At 33.4% G+C, this 22,351-nt stretch carries 19 protein-coding genes; all 19 read left to right on the forward strand.

The window, feature by feature from the left end:
- Nucleotides 1-26 precede the first annotated feature (26 nt).
- The 19 genes from EMN46_RS03040 (at nucleotide 27) to EMN46_RS03130 (ending at nucleotide 22,267) form a co-directional block, all read left to right on the forward strand.
- On the forward strand, nucleotides 27-581 hold the full coding sequence (locus EMN46_RS03040) for a hypothetical protein (protein WP_154199198.1): 555 nt from the start codon (nucleotides 27-29) through the stop codon (nucleotides 579-581).
- Between the two features lie 690 nt (nucleotides 582-1,271).
- Nucleotides 1,272-1,793, forward strand: a complete 522-nt coding sequence (locus EMN46_RS03045; RefSeq protein WP_154199199.1) for a UpxY family transcription antiterminator — start codon at nucleotides 1,272-1,274, stop codon at nucleotides 1,791-1,793.
- Between the two features lie 377 nt (nucleotides 1,794-2,170).
- Nucleotides 2,171-3,286 (forward strand): GDP-mannose 4,6-dehydratase, encoded by a 1,116-nt coding sequence (gene gmd / locus EMN46_RS03050; protein WP_154199200.1) that lies wholly within the window; start codon nucleotides 2,171-2,173, stop codon nucleotides 3,284-3,286.
- A 125-nt stretch (nucleotides 3,287-3,411) separates the two neighbouring features.
- Nucleotides 3,412-3,528: a GIY-YIG nuclease family protein gene (locus tag EMN46_RS20360; RefSeq protein WP_368667489.1), complete on the forward strand. Its 117-nt coding sequence runs from the start codon at nucleotides 3,412-3,414 to the stop codon at nucleotides 3,526-3,528.
- Between the two features lie 185 nt (nucleotides 3,529-3,713).
- Nucleotides 3,714-4,859, forward strand: coding sequence for a GDP-L-fucose synthase (locus EMN46_RS03060; protein ID WP_154199201.1), 1,146 nt, complete (start codon nucleotides 3,714-3,716; stop codon nucleotides 4,857-4,859).
- A gap of 130 nt (nucleotides 4,860-4,989) precedes the next feature.
- Nucleotides 4,990-6,012, forward strand: coding sequence for an NAD-dependent epimerase (locus tag EMN46_RS03065; protein ID WP_154199202.1), 1,023 nt, complete (start codon nucleotides 4,990-4,992; stop codon nucleotides 6,010-6,012).
- Between the two features lie 49 nt (nucleotides 6,013-6,061).
- Nucleotides 6,062-7,609 (forward strand): oligosaccharide flippase family protein, encoded by a 1,548-nt coding sequence (locus EMN46_RS03070; protein ID WP_154199203.1) that lies wholly within the window; start codon nucleotides 6,062-6,064, stop codon nucleotides 7,607-7,609.
- Complete coding sequence (locus tag EMN46_RS03075; RefSeq protein WP_154199204.1) at nucleotides 7,610-8,806, forward strand: Coenzyme F420 hydrogenase/dehydrogenase, beta subunit C-terminal domain; 1,197 nt, start codon at nucleotides 7,610-7,612, stop codon at nucleotides 8,804-8,806.
- On the forward strand, nucleotides 8,803-9,849 hold the full coding sequence (locus tag EMN46_RS03080; protein ID WP_154199205.1) for a polysaccharide pyruvyl transferase family protein: 1,047 nt from the start codon (nucleotides 8,803-8,805) through the stop codon (nucleotides 9,847-9,849). Before EMN46_RS03075 ends, EMN46_RS03080 begins: the two co-directional genes overlap by 4 nt.
- A 17-nt stretch (nucleotides 9,850-9,866) precedes the next feature.
- The gene (locus tag EMN46_RS03085; RefSeq protein ID WP_154199206.1) at nucleotides 9,867-11,057 is read left to right on the forward strand and encodes a hypothetical protein; all 1,191 of its coding nucleotides are present in this window, start codon (nucleotides 9,867-9,869) and stop codon (nucleotides 11,055-11,057) included.
- Nucleotides 11,026-12,318, forward strand: coding sequence for a glycosyltransferase family 4 protein (locus EMN46_RS03090; RefSeq protein WP_154199207.1), 1,293 nt, complete (start codon nucleotides 11,026-11,028; stop codon nucleotides 12,316-12,318). Before EMN46_RS03085 ends, EMN46_RS03090 begins: the two co-directional genes overlap by 32 nt.
- Before the next feature lies 1 nt (nucleotide 12,319).
- Entirely contained in the window at nucleotides 12,320-13,282 is a 963-nt protein-coding gene (locus EMN46_RS03095; protein WP_154199208.1) for a glycosyltransferase, read from the forward strand.
- A gap of 313 nt (nucleotides 13,283-13,595) precedes the next feature.
- Nucleotides 13,596-14,759, forward strand: coding sequence for a glycosyltransferase family 4 protein (locus EMN46_RS03100; RefSeq protein ID WP_154199209.1), 1,164 nt, complete (start codon nucleotides 13,596-13,598; stop codon nucleotides 14,757-14,759).
- Nucleotides 14,756-15,775 carry a RimK family alpha-L-glutamate ligase gene (locus EMN46_RS03105; RefSeq protein WP_154199210.1) on the forward strand — a complete coding sequence of 340 codons (1,020 nt, stop codon included), beginning with the start codon at nucleotides 14,756-14,758 and terminating at the stop codon, nucleotides 15,773-15,775. Before EMN46_RS03100 ends, EMN46_RS03105 begins: the two co-directional genes overlap by 4 nt.
- Nucleotides 15,772-16,875, forward strand: coding sequence for a glycosyltransferase family 4 protein (locus tag EMN46_RS03110; RefSeq protein ID WP_154199211.1), 1,104 nt, complete (start codon nucleotides 15,772-15,774; stop codon nucleotides 16,873-16,875). The genes EMN46_RS03105 and EMN46_RS03110 overlap by 4 nt, the downstream gene beginning before the upstream one ends.
- A gap of 60 nt (nucleotides 16,876-16,935) precedes the next feature.
- A complete protein-coding gene (locus EMN46_RS03115; protein ID WP_154199212.1) occupies nucleotides 16,936-18,006 on the forward strand; it encodes a glycosyltransferase family 4 protein in 1,071 nt (356 codons plus the stop codon).
- A gap of 180 nt (nucleotides 18,007-18,186) precedes the next feature.
- Nucleotides 18,187-18,933 (forward strand): WecB/TagA/CpsF family glycosyltransferase, encoded by a 747-nt coding sequence (locus tag EMN46_RS03120; RefSeq protein ID WP_154199213.1) that lies wholly within the window; start codon nucleotides 18,187-18,189, stop codon nucleotides 18,931-18,933.
- Between the two features lie 643 nt (nucleotides 18,934-19,576).
- The gene (locus EMN46_RS03125; protein ID WP_154199214.1) at nucleotides 19,577-20,980 is read left to right on the forward strand and encodes a sugar transferase; all 1,404 of its coding nucleotides are present in this window, start codon (nucleotides 19,577-19,579) and stop codon (nucleotides 20,978-20,980) included.
- A 504-nt stretch (nucleotides 20,981-21,484) separates the two neighbouring features.
- Entirely contained in the window at nucleotides 21,485-22,267 is a 783-nt protein-coding gene (locus tag EMN46_RS03130; RefSeq protein ID WP_154199215.1) for a polysaccharide biosynthesis/export family protein, read from the forward strand.
- Nucleotides 22,268-22,351 lie beyond the last annotated feature (84 nt).

Below are 22,351 nucleotides of genomic sequence, written 5' to 3' on the forward strand. Positions count from 1 at the left end.
TTTGTTAATCTCTAATTTCAATCAAAATGTTGAAAGGATTCGCTAGACAAAAACAGTATGTAATTGTATGTTTTTTTGTCGTGATAAGTTTAAATTGCTTTGCTGATAAAAAACAGAATGAAAATAATAAATCTCAGTCTTCTTATCTAGTTGTGCCCGAAAAATGGATGGATGCCATCGATTCTCGCCATCATTATTCGATGGGTGTCGATCGCGAAAGCCAATGGGGTGGTATGCTGGGATTCGAAGGTATGTACGATGTGCGCATACATCCTAAATTTACGCTTGGTGTTTATGGAGGCGTGGCCTTTAAAGATGCTGATTGGAACAAAACCACACAAATTCTCACCGGATTTAGAATGAGTTATTTTCCTTGGGGATTGGGTCTAATTAGGATGAGCCGACTTGAGCCTTATGTTTGCTTGGCTGGTGGCTTGAATATTGAAGAAAAACGTGATGACTTTTATAAGCTAGAATATGCTGCTCATGTTGGGGCTCGTTACCGAATTGCGACTAATTGGGCCGTATATGCTGAACTGGGAAGTGGTGCTGCCTTTGGCTTGACATTTATGATGAGATAGGTTTGAAAAGTAAATCCCGAAAGGGTTCGGGAGTGAAAAAGTATGATTTGTGGCTTGCTCATAGACCCGATTAAAATAATGATTTTAAAATCCCTGTGCTTTGTCGCGGGGATTTTTTTATTCCCCAAACCAAATATCAAATTTCATAAGTTTCTAAGTAATTCTTCATTTTCCCATCAAGTTTTTTCGTTGCTGTTTTATGTTTAATTGTTTGTTCTGATGTTAGTTACTGGTCGTTTTACTTAATAAAAGGAATTGGTGAGTTGATAATTTCAATGTTGTGATATGTGCGATTCAATTTAGAAAAACAATAGCAGACAAAAAGATGACAATATCTTGTTTTTGAAATGTCATTAGTCGTTAATTTAGGTGTGTTAATCATTAGCTTTTGTGTTTTAGTCAAGTTTAATTGTACGTTTGTAACTTGACAGGTTTGACAAGTCCCAATCGTTTTTATTCCCTTATTTTTGCAAACCTGTAATTGTCTATTGATGACAGATTTGTAATACATAAATAATGTAATTTAATTGACTGGTATACAGCGTGTTATTTAAATAGTTAATTATGTATTTAGTGAAAATGATTGTAGGATCTCAAAACTTATATGGGACTGAAGGGGCGAAGCTGTATCTAGTCGACACTAAAATAGACAATTTTACCGAAGATTAAACGTTAAAAAAAACGAAAGTATTGCAGACAATTAAACGCCATTATAAGTGGCATGCCATATATACCCGTTCACGTTCGGAAAGGAAATTGTTAGAGGAGCTCGTAGAAAATGGTGTGGACTGTTATTTGCCCATGCAAAAACAACTTCGAGTATGGAGCGATCGAAAAAAATGGGTCGAAACACCTCTTTTTACCTCTTATGTGTTTGTTCGTGTAAGCGAGCTCGAGTACCATCAAGCTATTCAGTCTACATGGGCTGTGCGTTACGTCTCTTTTGGTGGAAAAGCGGTGATTATTCCTGAATCGCAAATTGAGGGACTTAAGACTTTCTTAGCCGATAAGGAACGAGAAGTAGAGGTAACTACTCGCCATTTTAAAAAAGGCGATCAGCTCGAAGTGACTTCGGGGCCTTTACAAGGTGTGCTTGGCGAACTCATTCAAATTCGTGGACAACAACGCTTGGTTCTCCGTTTCGAAAGTCTAGGCTGCTGTGTGCATGCCGAAATCTCAGCAGACGAGGTGGAGCATACGAAAGATCTTTAAAATAATTATGAATTATGAATTATGAATTACGAATTGTTTTTGCCTGAAGGACAAACATATTATAGTCTAGGGCAAATGAGCGAAGCGAATGTCACCCTGGGATTGGGAGTAAAAAAGTCAAATTTTGCCTGAAGGGCAAATTAATTATCAATTACTAATTATGAATTAATAATTAGTAAAGTCACCCTGGGTTAATAATTAAGCGTCTCGGAAATCGTCGCACGAGCAAATGTTATTTAAAGCTGAATAGATTCTATGCGACGGAAGTAGAGTGAAATCTAAAAATAAGAATCTGCCTTTACGCATCAAAAAAAAACACAAAAACATAAAATTCAAACAATGCCCTTAGCTTACTAAAGGCATACATTAAATAAAACATGAGAAAAGTAGCATTAATTACAGGTATCACGGGACAGGATGGCGCTTATCTAGCTGAGTTATTGTTGAAGAAAGACTATATCGTTCACGGTATTAAGCGTCGTTCGTCGTCATTTAACACAAGCCGAATTGATCATCTTTATCAAGACCCACAGGTTGAGAATCGTAATTTTATACTTCATTATGGTGACATGACTGACTCGATGAATATCACAAGGATTATTCAAGAAGTACAGCCCGACGAAATTTACAATTTGGCGGCCATGAGTCATGTTCAAGTGAGTTTTGAAACGCCTGAGTATGTCGCTAATGCTGACGGATTGGGAACACTAAGAATATTAGAAGCTGTACGCTTTCTTAAATTAACAGAAAAGACGAAGGTGTATCAAGCATCTACTTCCGAATTATTCGGAAAAGTGCAGGAAATACCTCAAAAAGAAAGCACACCATTTTATCCACGCTCGCCCTATGCAGTAGCTAAGATGTATGCCTACTGGATAACCATAAATTACCGTGAGGCTTACAATATGTATGCTTGTAATGGTATCCTTTTTAACCATGAATCACCCAATAGAGGTGAAACATTTGTGACACGAAAAATTACCCGTGCTGTTGCTAAAATTGCCATGGGCTTACAGGATAAATTATTCCTTGGGAATATGGACTCGAAACGCGACTGGGGACATGCCAAAGACTACGTGCGTGCCATGTGGATGATTCTGCAACAAGAAAAGCCAGAGGATTTTGTGATTGCAACAGGTATTACAACAACAGTGCGTGATTTTGTAAAAATGGCTTTTGCTGAAGTTGGCATAGAGCTTTCATTTACTGGAGAAGGTAAAGATGAAAAAGCGACTGTGACAGCTTGTACCAATCCTAAATATCAAGTTGAAATAGGCAAAGAAGTTTTAGGTGTTGATGCTCGTTACTTCCGACCTACCGAAGTCGAACTATTGATTGGTGATGCCACAAAATGCAACAAACTATTGGGCTGGACACCAGAATACTATTTGCCTGCCCTTTTAAAAGACATGGTTACATCCGATTTAGAGTTAATGCGTAAAGAGATCGTGCTAGAAAAGGCAGGTTTTCCTGTCCTTAACGAATTCGAATAAACGAATAGGCTGCCCGCTGATTAGATTGATTTTCGCAGATTAAAATAAAAGAGTGATGAATAAATGTCCCCACAAGGCTGTCATTACGAGGAGGAACGACGAAGTAATCTGTTTAGAAATTGACAATGACAGAATACCGCACATACCAAGTATACATTCTTACCAATAAGAACCATACGGTTTTGTATACGGGAATTACTTCCAATTTAAGACGGGTTCAAGACAGAAAAAACAAAAATTAATTGATGCATTTAATCCTGAGTGGCTAGATTTATTTGTGGACTTTTAATTATTCAAGTAGTGCTATTAACATAGAATAAAGGTATATGGGCAGATTGTTTTGTCTTTGTACCCATTAATATTGAGGATTATTAGGTATGCGGACAGATTGCTTCGTCCTGGTACCTCGTCCTCGCAATGACATAAAATGAAGAAAGATTCTAAGATATTTATAGCGGGACACCGCGGACTAGTTGGTTCTGCCATTATGCGCAACCTACAAGCCAAGGGTTATAACAATATTATTACACGAACTCATGCTGAGCTCGATTTGCTCAACCAACAAGCAGTAATCAATTTCTTTGCTGATGAAAATCCCGATTATGTGGTACTTGCAGCAGCGAAAGTGGGTGGTATTATTGCCAACTCGATATACCGAGGACAGTTTATTTACGAGAACCTGCAAATACAAAACAATGTGATTCACCAAGCCTATGTGCAAGGGGTGAAGAAACTCTTGTTTTTAGGTAGCTCGTGCATTTACCCAAAGAATGCGCCACAGCCAATGACCGAAGATTGTTTGTTGTCATCTGCTTTGGAGCCAACCAACGAACCCTATGCCATCTCAAAAATTGCAGGCTTGAAGATGTGTGAGGCTTACAACCAACAATACGGTACCGACTATATTGCGGTGATGCCAACCAACTTGTATGGTGAAAATGACAATTACGACTTGGAGAAATCTCACGTTTTACCAGCTCTTATTCGTAAAATGCACCTAGGCAAATGCCTACAAAATAATGATTGGGATGCTCTTCGCAGCGATCTTAATAAATTACCCATAGAAGGAATTTCAGGCGAAGCTACCGAAGAAGAAATTTTAGCCAAGCTAAATAAATACGGCATTTCTTTAACTGATAACCAACAACCGACAACTGAAAACAGCGTAGCTGTTACTCTTTGGGGAACAGGCTCACCTTTTCGCGAATTTCTCCATGCCGACGATATGGCCGATGCCTGCACTTACCTACTCGAAAATATATCCGCTAAAGAAATCGCAAAAGTAAACGCCGCAGGCGTAACAAGCACCGTAGGTGCAAAATCAATTTGTGAAAATTCGTGGACTTCTTTTTTAAACGTAGGCACAGGAAAAGACCTCACCATTAAAGCCCTTGCCGAAAAAGTGAAAGAGATTATAGGTTTTCAAGGTGAACTCGTTTGGGATGATACAAAACCCGATGGTACTTTTAAAAAGTTACTTGATGTAAGTAAATTGAATGAACTAGGCTGGAAAGAGACTATCGCTCTTGAAGAAGGAATTGAAAAGGTGTATGAGAATTACAAATTGTCATGACCTGCGGAGATCTCGCAAAAGCTCTGTACTGAGGGAAGTGCAGCCAGTTCACAAGGACAAAGAAATAATTGTCTTTGGAAAGCATCCGAGTCATCATATAGCATTATAACTAGCGTAAAAACGCATTGAAATGAAAATATTAGTAACTGGTACTGCCGGATTTATAGGATTCCATTTGGCGGAACGCTTGGCAAAAGAAGGACACGAAGTCGTTGGAATTGATAATATCAACGATTACTACGATGTGAATTTGAAATATGCACGATTGGCAGAGTCAGGGATTAAACGTGAACTGATAACAGATAACGGACAACTTATTGCAAGCGAGAAGCACAGTAATTATCGTTTTGCGAAAATTGATCTTACCGATTTGCCAAAATTAGAACAACTTTTCCAACAAGAGCATTTTACTCACGTTATGAACCTAGCTGCACAGCCTGGTGTTCGTTATTCCATAGAAAACCCGCATGCTTACGTTCAATCGAATATCGTTGGTTTTGTAAATATTTTAGAATGTTGCCGACACAACAAAATTGAGCACTTGGTATATGCTTCAAGTTCTTCTGTGTATGGAGGGAATTCTAAAATACCTTTCTCCGAAGAAGATCGTGTAGATTATCCTGTTTCTTTGTATGCTGCGACCAAAAAGAGTAACGAGTTGATGGCTTACACTTATAGCCATCTCTATAATTTGCCAACAACTGGTTTGCGATTCTTTACTGTTTACGGACCTTGGGGAAGACCCGATATGGCTCCAATGCTTTTTGCCAATGCCATTACAAAAGGAGAAGCCATTAAGGTTTTCAATAATGGCGATATGGAACGGGATTTTACCTATGTAGATGATATTGTGGAAGGGGTTTACAGATGTCTTAAGGTTTTACCTACAAAAACGCCACTAGCTGATGTTTGTAATATTGGAAACTCACAACCAATAAAGCTTATGGATTTTATTGCTTGTCTAGAGGAACAATTGGGAGAGAAAGCAGAAAAGATATTTTTGCCAATGCAAGATGGTGATGTGAAAAGAACTTGGGCTGATACCAGTGCTTTGGAAACTAAAGTGAATTATAAACCCAGTACTACTTTAAATGAAGGAGTAGATGAATTTGTAAGTTGGTACAAAGAGTTTAGTTTTTGTAATGCACTGTAGATAGTTGTTTTTACACCAATAATAGAATCACTTATCCGATAAGTTTATAATGCAAGAAGCAAAACAAGCCGAAAACCAAATATCCAAAAACAACAAGAAAATAGCAAAAAATACAGGTCTATTGTATTTGCGTATGTTGTTCACAATGGGTGTTAGTTTATATACTTCTCGTATAGTACTTGAAGAATTAGGTGAGATTAATTATGGTATATATAATGTTATCGGTGGCGTTGTAGTAATGTTTGCATTTGTCAATTATGCAATGAGTTGCGCTACGAATAGGTTTATGGCTTTTAATTTGGGTGGTGGAAAAAAATCTAAATTAAGTGTCGTTTTTAGTGCAAGTATTTTGATTCATTTTTGTATTGCGATATTTATATTTGTTTTTGCAGAAACTATAGGATTATGGTTTTTAAATAATAAAATGACAATACCAAATGATAGAATTATAGCTGCAGGTTGGGTTTTTCATTTATCGGTTGTTTCAACTATTATAATGGTTTTAAGCGTCCCGTATAATGCACTTATAATTGCTCATGAGAAAATGAATATTTATGCATATGTATCAATTATAGAATCAGTTTTGAAATTAGTTTTAATCCTTATGTTAGGTCGGTATTCGGGTGATAAACTTATTTTATATGCTTTTCTTATGTTGGTTACCAATCTGACAATTAGAGTAATATATCAAATTTATTGTAATAGAATTTTTACTGAAATAAAGTTTAGTTTTAAAATAGAGAGAGAACTCCTTGTCGATATGTCTACTTACGCCTTTTGGAGTTTAAGTGGTAGTATTGCAAATTTATTTACACAAGAGGGGCTAAATATTCTTTTAAATTTTTTCTTTAATCCTGCAGTTAATGCTGCGAGGGGAATTGCTGTACAAATTCGAATGGCTATTCAAAAATTTTCTTCTAGTTTTCAACAAGCCATGAGTCCTCAGATAAATATATCTTACGCTTCTGGGGATATAAAGTACATGCACCAATTAGTTCTTTCTAGTTCAAAGTATTCATTTTATCTTTTGTTTTTTTTATCACTTCCAGTTCTTCTAGAAACTGAATTTATTCTGTCTATATGGCTAAAACAAGTGCCAGATCATACTGTGAGATTTGTACAATTGATGATTATTATAGGAATGTTAACTGCTTTAGCTAATCCTATTTCAACAGCAGCTGGTGCTCATGGTAAAATTCGTAATTTTCAATTAATTGTAGGTGGAATAAATATAATGGTAGTGCCAATTTCTTATTTTGTTTTAAAACAATTTGCTATACCTGAATATGTATTTATAGTACAAATTATTATTTCAATAATAGCTCAAATTGCTAGGTTATTATTAATTAAAAATATGATTGAATTTTCATTGTATAATTATTTTAAAGAGGTTGTATTAAAAGGTGCCGAAGTAACTCTTGTTGGCATTATTTTGCCAATAATATTGGTATTAAACTTACCTAATGAGTTGTTTTCTTTTATTATTGTAGGTTTTAGCTGTGTGTTTTCGGTAGGAACTGCTATTTATTTTATTGGTTTGTCTAAAAGTGAAAAAGAATTTATTGATACAAAAGTAATTCAAATCTTTAGAAAATAAATGATAGACATTAAGGATAAGGTTGATTGTTGTGGTTGTGGTGCATGTGTCTCAAAATGCCCTATGCAATGTATTACTTTAAATGAAGACGAGGAAGGGTTTCTTTATCCATCCGTTTCTATTGAAGAATGTATAGATTGTTCCATTTGTAACAATGTATGTCCTATGATATCACCAAAAGAAAAAATAAAACCCACTAATATTTTTGCAATAAAGAACAGTAATGAATCAATACGTCTAAATAGTTCTTCTGGTGGCTTTTTTACTTATATGGCTGAAAAAACTATAAAAGATAATGGAATTGTCTTTGGTGCAAAGTTTGATGAAAATTGGGATGTTATTCACAGTTATACCGACTGTTTAGAAGGATTAGATGAGTTTAGAAGGAGCAAATATGTACAAAGTAAAATATGTGAAACTTATTTACAAGCTGAGATATTTTTAAAACAGGGCAGAAAAGTTTTATTTACAGGAACACCATGCCAAATAGCCGGATTGAAATTCGCTCTTAAAAAGAACTATGATAATTTATTGACGATTGACTTTATTTGTCATGGAGTACCAAGTCCAAAGGTTTGGCGAAAATATTTGAATGAAGTTATTGCAGGCAATAAAGAGCAAAAAACAGTTTCACAAACCAAACATAGAATAAGAAGCACAATACAACGCATTAATTTCAGATCTAAACAAACTGGCTGGAAAAAATATAGTCTTTCCTTAACCCTTCAGCCAAACAGTGAAGGCAAGGTTATTCATATTTGTTCCAATTTTAAACAAAATACTTTCATGAAAGGTTTTTTGTCAAATATATATTTACGTCCAGCTTGTTATGATTGTAAGTTCAAATCATTTACAAGTGGTAGCAATATTACAATGGCTGATTTTTGGGGGGTAGAAAATTATTACCCCGATTTTGATGATGATAAAGGAACAAGTTTGATTTTTTTAAACAACATTAAACCTGAATTAGTATTCCATAACGATAATATAAAGAAAATTTCAGTAAGTATGGAGCATGCTTTAAATGGTAATAAAGCAATTATATCTAGTCCTTCTAGTCCGCAGTATAGAAAATTATTTTTTAAAAAAATAAATAAGAGTCATAAACCATTATCCAACTTATTAGTAGCAACTTTTCGTGATCGTGTTGAAATGAAAATTGAAAGAGTTATTAATAGAATTATAGGAGAAAAATGAAAATAGGAATTGTGACATTTTATGCTTCAGCAAATTTTGGAGCTGTATTACAGTGTTATGCACTGCAACAGGTTCTTATAAAGCAAGGGCATGATGTAAGTATAATTAATCGGAAATATGGAAATTATGATTTTCCTAAATATCGTTTTTCTCGAATTAAGAAAATATTGTTCCCAAATTACTTTAATAAATTTCGGTTAAAATATTTACACTTAACTAAACATATAGCTTGCAAAGAAGATTTAGATGCAGTAGAAGAGAGATATGATGTAATTCTTGCAGGTAGCGATCAAGTATGGAATTGTGATTGTATAAATATAATGGGTTACTACTTTTATTTAGACTGGGTTAGTGAAAAAACTAAAAAAATTAGTTATGCGGCAAGCTTTGGTAAAGATAAATTTGATGTTTCTGAGGAGAAGATAAAAAGGGTAAAAGAGCTATTGAGTTTATTTTCATATGTTTCTGTACGAGAAAACTCAGGAGTAAATATTTGTAATGAGTTGTTTTCTGTTAATGCACAACAAGACTTAGATCCAACTTTATTGCTTGAAGCAAAAGAATATGGGTTAATCACAAAATTAAAACAAAAGCATAAACCATATTTATGTAAATTTTTTCTTGACTCAAGTTTAGAAAAGGAAGATTTTGTTAATAATATATCGCTTAATAAGCAATTAAAAATAGTAAATATTTACCCTCATGTACTCAATAAATGGAAAGGCATTTTCCACTCTAAATATAGATTACCTTCTATTGGGGAATGGTTAAAGGGAATACATAATGCCGATTTGATAATAACAGATTCATTTCATGGAGTAGTGTTTTCAATTTTATTTAATAAGGAATTTATTTGCATTAATAATAAAGAAAGAGGGAGTGCCAGATTCGAAAGTTTGCTGTCTTTATTAAATATAAAAGATAGATTAGTTAATATTGAAGACCCTATACAACTTTCAAAAGCAATCGACTATAGAGAAGTTAATAAGCTACTTAAAAATGCTAGAGTAAAATCTATCAATAATTTAATAAATGCACTATAAATACTTCTCAATTGGTCATGAATAAATCTTCAAAAGTCATATTACTATTTTTATTAGTAACGTATTTTTTTGGTTATATTGGATTTAAAGGATTGCCGTTACTGAATACTTTTCATCTTTCAATTCTACTTTGGGGTACTTTCTTGGGATTTAGTAAGGAACGCAAATTTAGATCGACCTTATTAATGATAATTATTTCATTAGTATTCTGTGCTGTTTCTTCATATTATTATAGAGGTCAGACATATTTCCAGTCATTACAAGCTTCATTCGTCATACTAGATTTATTTTTTTATTATTTTTTGGTTCATTATAATCTTTCCGTACGAAAGATGGAACGTATTATAGTTGTTCTTATTATTGGGGCTTGTGCATGTTATGTATTTCAGCAAATAACTTTCCCATCAGTTTATTTTATAGGAGCATCATATGAATGGGTTCATAAAAGTTTAACACCACATAGATTTATTCAAATACATGGTCAATCATTAATATCGTTGGGTTTGTTTTTTGGGTTAAATCGTTTGTTAGAAACTCGGAAGACAGAATATATTTTATTAATAATTTTATGTTTTAGTTGTTTATTGATACGAGGGTTTCGTATTATGTTGCTAGCATCTATAATTTCAAGTTGTTGGTTGATATTTCGATATAAAAAAAGAGTATTTAGTGCAAAATATGCAATGTATTTTGTATTGATAATAGGTTTGGTATTTGTTTCTCTTCTGATACCAGTTGTAAATGATGCGATAACCAATATGATTAGCAGGCAAAGTTCTGGTCAAACTCTCGATAATGATGATTATGCGCGCACAATTCAATTTGTTTATTATACCACAGAACATTTCCATAGTTTTGTTGAATATTTTTTCGGTTCAGGCCTGCCTGGAAATAGTGCTTATGGAGAATATATAAGTACAGAGTTACCTCAAAGAGCAATTAATTGGGTTGATTGGGGTTTGCTTGGTTTAAGTTGGTTAGGCGGTATTCCTTTAGTGTTTTTTATTATCAGGTATATGGTGAAATGTATAAAAACGAAGTTGCCAAGAAAGTATCATTATATCAATGCTTGGTTTTGTTTTCTACTTATCATCTCATTAACTCACCCAGAGGTATATCAGCACAATAGTATGGTTGTACAAGCATTTGTGTTATATTTATTTTATAAAATTAGGAATGAAAAAAATAGGCTTTCATTTAGACAATAATGGTATTGAGAATGTTAATTGTTTAAATATTGAAAATGGTAACCCTGGTATTGGTGGCTCAGAATATGCCATAATATCTATGGCTTATTTGTTAGCAAAAAGAAAGAATAATCTAGATATTACTTTATTTGCTGAAAAGAAGGGGGTTTTACCTAAAGAAATCAATTGTAAGTTTGTCGAGTCAATAGATGAAACAATTTCTTGTGCAAATAAATGCGAGATAGAATATCTGGTTGTTGATTATAAAAGATTGCCTCATCTTTTAATTACTAAAAATCCAAATCTAAAATTTATTATCTGGGCACATAACTTTATTAAAGAAGAAGATTTTGATTTTTATTCAGAGTCAAAAAATGTGGTTCGAATAGTTAATGTAGGTCGGGAACAAAGAGATTTATACCGAGATCACAAGATTTTTAATAAGTTGGATTATATATATAATGGCCTATCATTATTCCCAATTGACAAATACGATATCTCTTTATATCCATTCAAAAAACGCAATAATAATGTAGTGTACATTGGTAGTATAGTACCCTCAAAGGGATTCGATATATTAGCAAGAACTTGGCCTAAGGTATTGAAAAAAGTGCCAGATGCCCAATTATATGTTATCGGATCAGGGAAATTATATGATAGGGGTTTAGAACTTGGAAAATGGGGAATAGCAGAATCCAATTATGAAGCAAAATTCATGAAGTATTTAACTAAGGAGGGTGAAATACTATCATCAGTTCATTTTATGGGGGTTATGGGAGAAGAGAAGAATGACTTGCTCTTAAAGTGTAAGGTCGGTGTTCCTAATCCTTCTGGAAAATCAGAAACTTTTGGGTTTACAGCGATTGAAATTCAATCAATGGGGTGTAATATTACCACGATAAAATGTCCTGGATATTTAGATACTGTTTATAACAAAAAGTATTTATATAAACGGGTCGATTCGTTAGCTTCAAATATTATAAAATTATTAAATCATCAATCAGATGATTTTAGTGATGTATATAAATTTATTAAATCAAATTTTTCTTTTGATGTTATTGTTTTAAAATGGGAAAAATTATTGAGCACTTCTATTGCTGATGATACACTTTTGCACCCATTGAATGAAAAAAGCAATACGACTTTTAGACTTAAATTTCTAAAAGATTTTATGCAAAGAATAAAAAAACATATCTTTTTATTAAGAAACACTCCACCAGTTGAATACTTTCTTATTCGAACTTTTGATAAGATAGTAAATAGACTAAATACTAAAAATTAATATGTTATTAAGTATTATCATTCCGGTTTATAACGTGGAAAAGTATATTTACAAATGCCTTGATAGCATTGTAAAGCAAAAAAATAATTTAGAAGAAATTGAAGTAATTATCGTTAATGATGGAACTCCTGATGGTAGTATGTCTATTGTTTCGCAATTTGAAAAGAGTTATAACAATATTAGAGTTATAAATCAATCAAATGAAGGGTTAAGCGGAGCACGTAACAAGGGAATTGAAAATGCAAGTGGAGACTACTTGTGGTTTGTAGATAGTGATGATTTTTTAACTGAAAATAGCCTAGCAATTGTTTTCGAAGAAATAAAGAGAAGTAAGGTTGATGTATTAGTAACATTATTAAATCGAATTAAAGAAAATACAGGGAATATATTATCTGAAAATTTTAAAACTTTTGATGGTGTAATTAGTGGGAAAGACTATCTTTTTCAAGGAGGAGAGTCTGGAGCATCTCAAAGATTTATTATTAGGAGGAATTTCATAATGAATCATAACTTGAGGTTTATGCCAAAAGTACTTCATGAGGATGCCGAATTTGGACCTAGAATGTTGTATTTAGCAAAGAGCTTGGTAATGTTAAAAACACCTGTCTATAATTATCTATTAAGAGAGAATGGTTCTATCATGTCAAATATATCGGTTCGGAATTGTGAACATTTAATTCAAATTTATCATTCATTAAATTCATTTCAGCTTACGGATGTATTAAAGGAAGATAAAAAGCAATTCAATTATAAAAAATTTAATATTTTATTATTGTCAATATATTATGCTAAAAATATATGGGAAACATCTAACTACAGGGATTTTTATGACATGAATGTGATTCTCTATAGAAAGCAAGCATTTTGCTACGTTATTCCCAAACAAAATAGGATTAAAAATTTTGTAAAAGCCGTGCTGTTTTTTATTTCACCAATAGAATTGTTTAAGAAAACAGTGAAATAATATATGTCTTTAGTTCTCCAAAGAAACATGAGAAATCCATTGTTACTGGGTGTTCATTTCTATAAAAAAACTTTAACTGGGAGTCTTACTGATTGAAATAGAGAATAATGAATGTTTCGTTGCAGATGCAATTTTTGTACATACATATGCTAGTATGTGTCTTTAAAACAAACTATTGAGAAGTTGAAAGGTATTGTTTATCTAGAAATTAGATACATGTTGTTGTTGTATTGGGTAATCCTTGTAAAGTAATAAGTGAAAAGTATTAACCCGGATTTAGCAAAAAATAATCTTTAATTTTGAATTATCACCAATGAAGATATTTATATTTAATAATGGATCCTATCCTTATGGTTATGCATTAACAAAAAGGTTTCATTTATATGCAAAGGGTATAATTAATAATGGCCATGAAGTCAAGATAATAATACCTAAACCAACAGAACAAAATAAGGAAACTAAAAATGTGCAAACCTCGGGTATATTTGATAGTGTTCCTTTTTTATATACATCTAGGAAAACCTTAAGAAGCACAAAATTTGTCAATAGGCGGATTGACGATTTTTATGGGTATGTCAATTCTTGTTTCCTTATATTGAAGAATCCTCCTGATATTATTATTACTAGTTCTTTTCCTTTTGTTCTTCTAGTTTTTTTAAAAATTTGTTGTTTGATAATTAATTGTAAACTAGTTCGAGAAAAAAATGAAATAGATAGTTTTGTTAAAGATGATTTAGGATTTTTCGATAGAGTTTTGATAAAGCTTACTAATAACTTGGTTTCAGGCTTTATAGTGATAAATAAATATTTAGAAGATTATATAAAGAATGATTTAAAACTTAAGAAAGATTGTTTAGTTGTACCCATTTTGGTTCAACCATTTAATGAAGAGTTTACCGGTAAATTAAATGATACTATCATGTATACTGGAACATATTTGGAGAGGAAGGATGGAATCTTAAGCATATTGCATGCATTTAATATTTTAATAAAAAAGCATCCAACTTTTCGGCTAATTTTGACTGGAAATCCTAGTTCGTCAAAAGATTATAAAGAAATTGAGAAAATTATTAATTTATATGAACTTAGGGATAATATTGATTTTGTTGGCTATTTATCTCAAAGAGATTTAGAAAAGGAGTTAATTCATGCTAGAGTTCTTGTTTTGGCAAAACCTCAAAATAGACAAAATAGGTATAATTACCCCACAAAAATGGGTGAATATTTAATATCAGGTAGGCCTGTATTGACAACTAAAGTTGGTATTATTGGAGAATTGTTGACACATAAAAAAAATGTTTTCTTTACCCCATTTTCAGTAAAAGACATTGCTTCCAATTTAGAATATATATTAAACGATTCTGTATTGGCAGATAAAGTTGGGGGTAATGGTAAAGTTTTTGCCAAAGAGAATTATGATTTCAATAGGCATGGAGAGAATTTAATTAAATTTTTTTCTAAAATTAGTGATAAATGAGATTAGCTATACATAAAGAAGAAGGCAGTTTTAGTGACCATTGGGTTGACTATTGTGAAAACAAACATATTTCATATAAAATTGTTAATTGTTACGATTCTGATATTATTTCGCAGCTTAATGATTGTGAAGGTTTGTTGTGGCATTGGAATCACAACGATTATAGAGCTGCTTTATGTGCGCGTCAATTAACACTTTCACTTGAGAAAAGTGGTGTTAAAGTATTTCCTGATGTTAATACGGCTTGGCATTTTGATGATAAAGTGGGACAGAAGTATTTGTTAGAGGCTGTAAATGCACCCTTAGTAAAATCTCATGTCTTTTATACAAAGCTAGATGCGCTAAAATGGTTGAATCAGGTTACTTTTCCAAAGGTATTTAAGCTAAGAGGAGGTGCAGGTGCTGTTAATGTTAGTCTTGTTAAAAATAAAGCTAAAGGAAGACAATTAATAAATAAAGCTTTTGGTAAAGGTTTTTCTCATATTAATCGACTTAATCGCCTTAAAGATAGGGTTTGGGAGCTGAAACGAGATAAGGATTTTGCTGCTTTTAAAAAAGTATTGACAGGACTCGCTCGCATTTTTATACCTACTGAGGTTGAAAGATATTCTCATAACGAAAAGGGGTACATCTATTTTCAGGATTTTATTCCTGATAACGACTCGGATATTCGCTTAGTTGTCGTTGGTGAACGTTGTTTTGGTATGCGTCGCTATTGTAGAGATGGTGATTTTAAGGCGTCAGGGAGTGGACTCAAGTCTTTCGATCCAAGTATAATCGGAACTGAATGTGTAAAAATAGCTTTTGAGGTAGCACAAAAGCTCAATTTACAATCTGTCGCTTTTGACTTTATTAAGAATGGTAATAACTATCAAATTATAGAAATAAGCTATTGTTTTGTGTCAACTCAATTTCCTGGTTTTTGGGATAAGACTTATAAGTGGCATTCAGTAGTGGTGAGTCCTCAATTTTCTATGGTTGAAGATTTTATGGAAAACCTGAAAATTAAGCAATGAAAATTACATTTGTACTAGACACATTTGGGGGTGGGGGTAAAGAGCGCAGATGTCTTCAACTTATACAGGGTTTAAATAGGAGGGGTTATAAAGATATTCAGATCATTATTGTTAATAATAATGTCGCTTATAGAGAGCTTTATGAAGCTGATATAAGCCTTCATATTATTGATAGGAAAAATAAAGGTTTGAATGTCTTACAAACATATCTATCGATTTACCGTTTGTTGAAAAATTTCAATCCAGATATTGTTCAAGGATGGGGATTTTTATCAGTTTTTCATCTGAACATAATTCGTTGTTTTATTGGGTTTAAATATATTGGAGCTTATGTTGCTGATTGCAACAAGCCTGCATTTTTTTCAATAAATAGACTTGTTGTATTCTTAAATACCTTATTGGCCGATTGTATAATTGGGAATTCTAATGCTGGTATTGAAGCTTATGGCATACCTAAGCAAAAGTCAAAGGTTATCTATAATGGATTCAATGAAGAACGATATAAAAATAGTTGTAAGAATAAAGAAGCATTTAAAAATGAACTTAAGGTTAATAATGATTTTATAGTTTCTATGATTGCAAGGCTGGATAATGATAAAGATTATAATACATTTATTCAAACTGCGAAAAGAATTCTGACTGAAAAGAGAAACATAGTGTTTTTAGTTGTAGGGGACGGACCTAATTTATTGTCATTGCAAAAGATGGTAACTGAAAAGGAGAGTAAGTTTATTCGTTTTTTAGGTTTCCGTTCAGATATTGAAGAGATTTTAAGGATAACTAATGTGACCGTTTTATGTACGAATCCAAAATTACATAAAGAAGGTGTATCTAATTCAATTTTAGAATCTATGGCTTTTGGAGTTCCTGTTGTCGCGACTAATGATGGTGGTACTCCAGAGATAATTGAATCTGGATATAATGGCTTTACTATTGATGCATTTAGTAGTAAGCAATTAACTCTAAAAATATTGCAAATTATTAATGATGTTTCTCTTCAAAACAAATTATCGCAAGGAGCAATAGTAACTGTTAAAAACAAATTTTCTCTAAATGCGATGACTGAGGAGTATATAGAATTGTATAAATCAATTTTGTAAAAATTGGACTATAAAGGTTTCAGTGTTTAGAACAATTCAAAGAGTTTATATCTAACTAAAATGAACATATTAATAACCGCACCAAGTTTAAATCCTTCTCTAAACGTAAGTGGTGTTGCATCTGTTGTAAAGACAATTATTCAAGAAAATAAAAACCATTGTTATTACCATTATTTATTAGGGAGACCAGATAAAGCAATGAATAAGGTTTTTTGGCTAGTGCAATTGGTAAAACAGTTGGTGTTTTTTCCTTTTTTGCTTAAGTTGAATAAGATTGATATGGTACATCAAAACTTACCTTTCGATCCTAAAGGTGTGTTGCGTGAATCAATTATCAATTTTTGGTGTCGTTTGTTAGATATTCCGGTTGTTTTGCATGTACATGGTGGAGTATTTATGACGCAAGGAACTAAAAGTACTTTTTTTCAAAAGTTGTCCCGAACATTGTTTCAAAAGGCTAGCTGTGTAATTGTTTTGAGTGAAATTGAACGGGAGGTGTTAAAGGAAAAGTTTTCTTATTTAAATGCAACAGTTCTTCCCAATAGTATAGATAGTTCAGTTTATAAATCAGATCGATCAATACAAAAAAAAGACAAACCAAATCTTTTATATTTAGGGCGCATTGAAAAAAATAAAGGGATTAATGAATTAATTGAGGCTTTAAAAAAACTGAAACAAGCTTTTGTTTTTCGTTTTGTTTTATGTGGAACTGGTCCATTAGTAGAACATGTAACAAGAGAATGTAGTTCTTTTCTAGGCCATGATTTTGAATACAAGGGGATTGTTTCAGGAGAGGCAAAAATTAACATCATTAAAGAGTCGAATATATTTCTATTACCATCTTATTTTGAAGGTTTGCCAATGGCGCTTCTTGAAACAATGGCAGCAGGAGTGGTTCCGATTGTAACAAATGTTGGATCAATGCAATATATCATTGAGCATGGAACTAATGGATTACATGTTGAGAAGCAAAATTCAGATGATTTGTATGAAAAATTAATATCTGTTTTGCAAGCCCCAAAGTTATGCGAGACACTTTCATTTAATGCTGCAAAAACGGTCGCCGAACATTATGATGTTTCAAATTACGTAATCAAGCTTAATGAAATTTACGATTCTGTATTTGCATGAAAAGATATAAAGTTTTTATAGCCTTTTCATCTTCAATATATAAATGATTTAGTGAAGCTGTCTATCAAAAATTACAAGCAAATTATACCCCAAAACAATACTCTCACAATCTGCAAGATCTTTATCGGCAGGTACTATCAAACTAAGAAAAAAAACCAATTATTCTAATCAATTTAACTCATGAATACCTCAAAGGCAGAAGTCTTGGGTTATCAGGTCTTTGGATCTGAACTGTCCAAAATCGAAATGGGAAATCATTTGGTCATCAATACTTTAAATGGTCATTCCTACAATGTTGCCAAAGCTGATCCTGATTTTCAGGAAGCTTTGCGCCAGTCGGATGTTTTGTTGCCAGATGGGGTGTCAGTGGTTTTTGGAGCCCGGGTATTGAGTGGTAAAAAAATTCAGAAGATCGCCGGTTACGATATTTTTACGCATTTATTGGTAAAGCTGAACAAGGAAAATGGTTCTTGTTTCTTTTTGGGTGCGAGCATGCAAACTTTGCAATTGATTGGTGAACGCTTACAAAAAGATTATCCGAATGTAACCTTTGGCTCTTTTTCGCCTCCTTACCGGGCACAATTTTCTGAGCAAGAAAATAAAATGATGTGTGAGCAGGTCAATGATTTTCTACCCGATGTTTTGTTTGTAGGCATGACTGCGCCTAAGCAGGAAAAATGGGTACACGATAATAAAGAGCGTTTAAATGCAGGAGTGATTTGCTCCATTGGTGCAGTCTTCGATTTTTACGCTGGCACAACCCAGCGTCCTGCCAATTGGGTGATCAAACTAAAACTGGAATGGTTGGGCCGCCTGCTAAAAGAACCCAAGCGCATGTGGAGAAGGTACTTGTTATCTACGCCAGTTTTTTTTATTGATGTGTTTAAGGAAAAGGTTAAAAAAAGTACAAAAGTGAAAAAGTTTTAAAAGTCTAAGAGTTTAAAGGTCAAAGGATAAAGTATAAAGAAAGGTATTAGAGTTAAAAAGTGAAAGAGTCGAAGAGTCTTGATTAGTTTTTTTCTATATCATTTTAAAAATCATATTTAATCAGCGTCTAATTATTTTTCAATCGGGACACCTTAGGCGTGATCGAAAGGTCGAAAAGTCTGCAAAAGTCAAAGAGTCAAAGAGTCTTGATTAGTTTTTTTCTATATCATTTTAAAAATCATATTTAATCAGCGTCTAATTATTTTTCAATCGGGACACCTTAGGCGTGATCGAAAGGTCTGCAAAAGTGAAAGAGTGAACAGATTGCGTCAGTCGCTTAGGCTCTTTCGCTACCGAGCTTTTGCGAGATCTCCGGAGGTCATGTCAGCATTGGATTGTCTTTATCAGTTTTTTCCTATATCATTTTAAAAATCATATTTCATCAGCGTCTAATTTCTTTATCTTTTTTAATCGGCATGGGATGGATGTGGAAAACTGACAACTGTTTTTTTGATAACAGACAACTAAAATATATTTCGTTCGGCTCTGAGTAGAGCAGCAAACAATAAAATTTTACTCGCCTATTCGTGAAATTCGTTTGAATTAGCGCAATCTATTACATCTAACCTACAAACCTAACAATATGCTTAAACAAAGAGAGAGTGCCCTTGAAAAAGGCAGTGAACTCTTACAAGTTATGATTACCCTTGCTTGTTTTATCTTGGCTTGGCAGTTCACTCATCATTTTATTAAACCCCTTGATGCAAATCTAAAGGAATACAAGGTTGTTTTTATTTTAATTGTGCCTATTTGGTTCATTTTGCTCGGTTATTTTGGTCTCGGCCGATTGGCTCGTGTTAAGATGTATTCTGCCATATTGCTCGAGTATATGAGCGTGGTGGGTATCGGTATTGCCTTACTTATGGCCTGTATTATGGCTCTTGATTTTAATTCCATTTCTCGTCTAAATTTAGCCCTTTTTGCAGGTGTTAACTTTATTGTGTTGGCCGTATATAAACTAGTTGTTTACCGGATTATGAAATTGTTCAGGGGTAAAGGTTACAATACGCGTACTGTCTTGATTATTGCCGATAAGGATTCCTACTATTTGATCGATCGCTTGATTGAAACAGCAGATTGGGGTTATAAAATTTGGGCTATCATGTCGGATAGCGACGAGATTAGGTCCAAATATGGGCATAAATATACGGTGATTCCAGAATCCTCTGATATGGAAGATATTATAGATGGAAAATCCTTAGATGAAGTGATGTATTGCAAGGGGGTTTTGATTCAAGAAGAAATCAAAAAAATGATTTATACCTGTGCCGAAGTAGGCGTGGTTTTTCGTATGCAATCGGCATTTTTGTCTGTGCTAAGTTTGCGGTCGAAGCTTTCGTATTTTAATCAGATTCCTTTTCTTACGGTACAGAACACGCCTGGCAATTATTTGGCTTTAAAAATCAAATCGTTTATCGATTATTTGACGGCCTCTCTCATTTTGTTGGCCATTTCTCCCGTAATGCTGATTATTGCTTTGCTGATAAAATTAGGTGATGGGGGACCTGTCTTTTTTGCACAGAAACGAGTAGGCCAAAATGGAAGACGTTTTCCCTGCTTAAAGTTCAGAACCATGGTAATTAATGCTGAAGCCTTAAAAGCCAGTCTAATGGATCAGAACGAGCAGGAGGGACCTGTATTTAAAATAAAGAAGGATCCACGTGTTACTAAGATTGGTAATTTTCTGAGAAAAACATCTTTGGATGAATTGCCACAATTCCTCAATGTGCTTCGTGGCGAAATGTCTATTGTAGGTCCCCGTCCGCCAGTACCTCAAGAGGTGAAAGAATATGAACGCTGGCAACGTCGCCGTTTGAGCATGAAACCTGGTATTACTTGCATTTGGCAAGTCTCAGGTCGTAACAATATTCCTTTCGATCAATGGATGAAAATGGATATGCAGTATATCGATTCTTGGTCATTAAAACTCGATTTAATCCTTTTCATAAAAACCTTTAAGGTGATGCTAACTGGAGATGGACAGTAAAATTCAAGATCAAAGAGTCTAAAGGTCTAAAATATCATCTTTTTTTTAAGTCCCCCATTGAGGGGGGGAAACAGGGGGTGTCTTTTAAATAGAGTCTCAAAAAATTGAAGCTTTGGAAGTAAAGCAAAATAAGGATGTGATAATTAATGATATTATAAGTTGGATTGAACAACATCATGATTCAATTTGAAAAAACACTCCCCTTAGTCCCCTCTCGAGAGGGGAATTTTAAAATTCGACTGTTCGACTGTTAAGACTGTCTTCACTTTATTCACGCCTGAGGCGTTCCGATAGCTATCGGAAATGTTACACTCAGCCTTATTCACTTTATTCACGCCTAAGGCGGACTTCGTTTCACTCAGCCTTATTCACTTTATCCTTTCCCTTACCAGGAGTAGCAAGTGTTAATTTTTTAATTATTAATTCGTAATTTATAATTCGTAATTATATTGTCTCTTTTCCCTATCTTTGCACACATTATTTTTTAAAATTATAGTATCACAAATGCAAAAACAATTACTACTCATTATAGTCTGCCTAACAGCTGTCTTTTTTACTTCCTGTAAAACCAGTAAGGATATGGTATATCTTAATAATACGGCCGATAATGAGATTTTAGAGGGCATTCCTGCTAAAACATCAGAATATATTATAAAAACCAACGACAATTTGTATGTTGATATTCAATCTATGAGTCCTGAGGTGAATGCCATGTTTAATCCGACTAAGGGAATGAATTCTACAGGAGGAACTTCTCAAAACTATGGACAGCCATCTTCTCAGTATTTGAATGGCTTTCAGGTTGATCTTTCTGGAAATGTTAGCTTACCCATTATAGGAAAAGTGGCTCTTGCTGGTCAAAGTTTAAAGCAGGCCCAAGAAACTATTCAGCTTAAAGCAGACGAATATATAAAGGATGCAACGGTAAAAGTGAAATTGTTAAGTTTTAAGATTACTGTATTGGGAGAAGTGAAAAATGCTGGAGTGTATTATAATTACAACAGCAACATGACCGTATTGGATGGCATCAGCATGGCAAGTGGTGTGACTGATTATGGTCGCATTCAAAAGGTTTTGGTTCTTCGACCAACCGACACGGGCAGCAAAACGTATCGCTTAGACTTGAGTAACAAAAAATTCTTATCATCAGAAGCCTTCTTTCTACAGCCCAACGATGTGGTTTATGTTGAACCTGATAAATACAAAAACTTTAAACTGAATTCTCCGATTTATTCTTTGTTTTTATCGACGTTATCGACGTTGATACTTGTTCTTAATATATTATAAAGAGCCTGCGGCAGTCGAAGTGTTAATGCAGACGAGAGAGTAATTAATTTCTCCTCCTTGATTAAGGAGGAGTACCCGTCCCGA

Origin of the sequence: Ancylomarina sp. 16SWW S1-10-2 (genome assembly GCF_009669305.1) — a bacterium.
Taxonomy (GTDB): domain Bacteria; phylum Bacteroidota; class Bacteroidia; order Bacteroidales; family Marinifilaceae; genus Ancylomarina.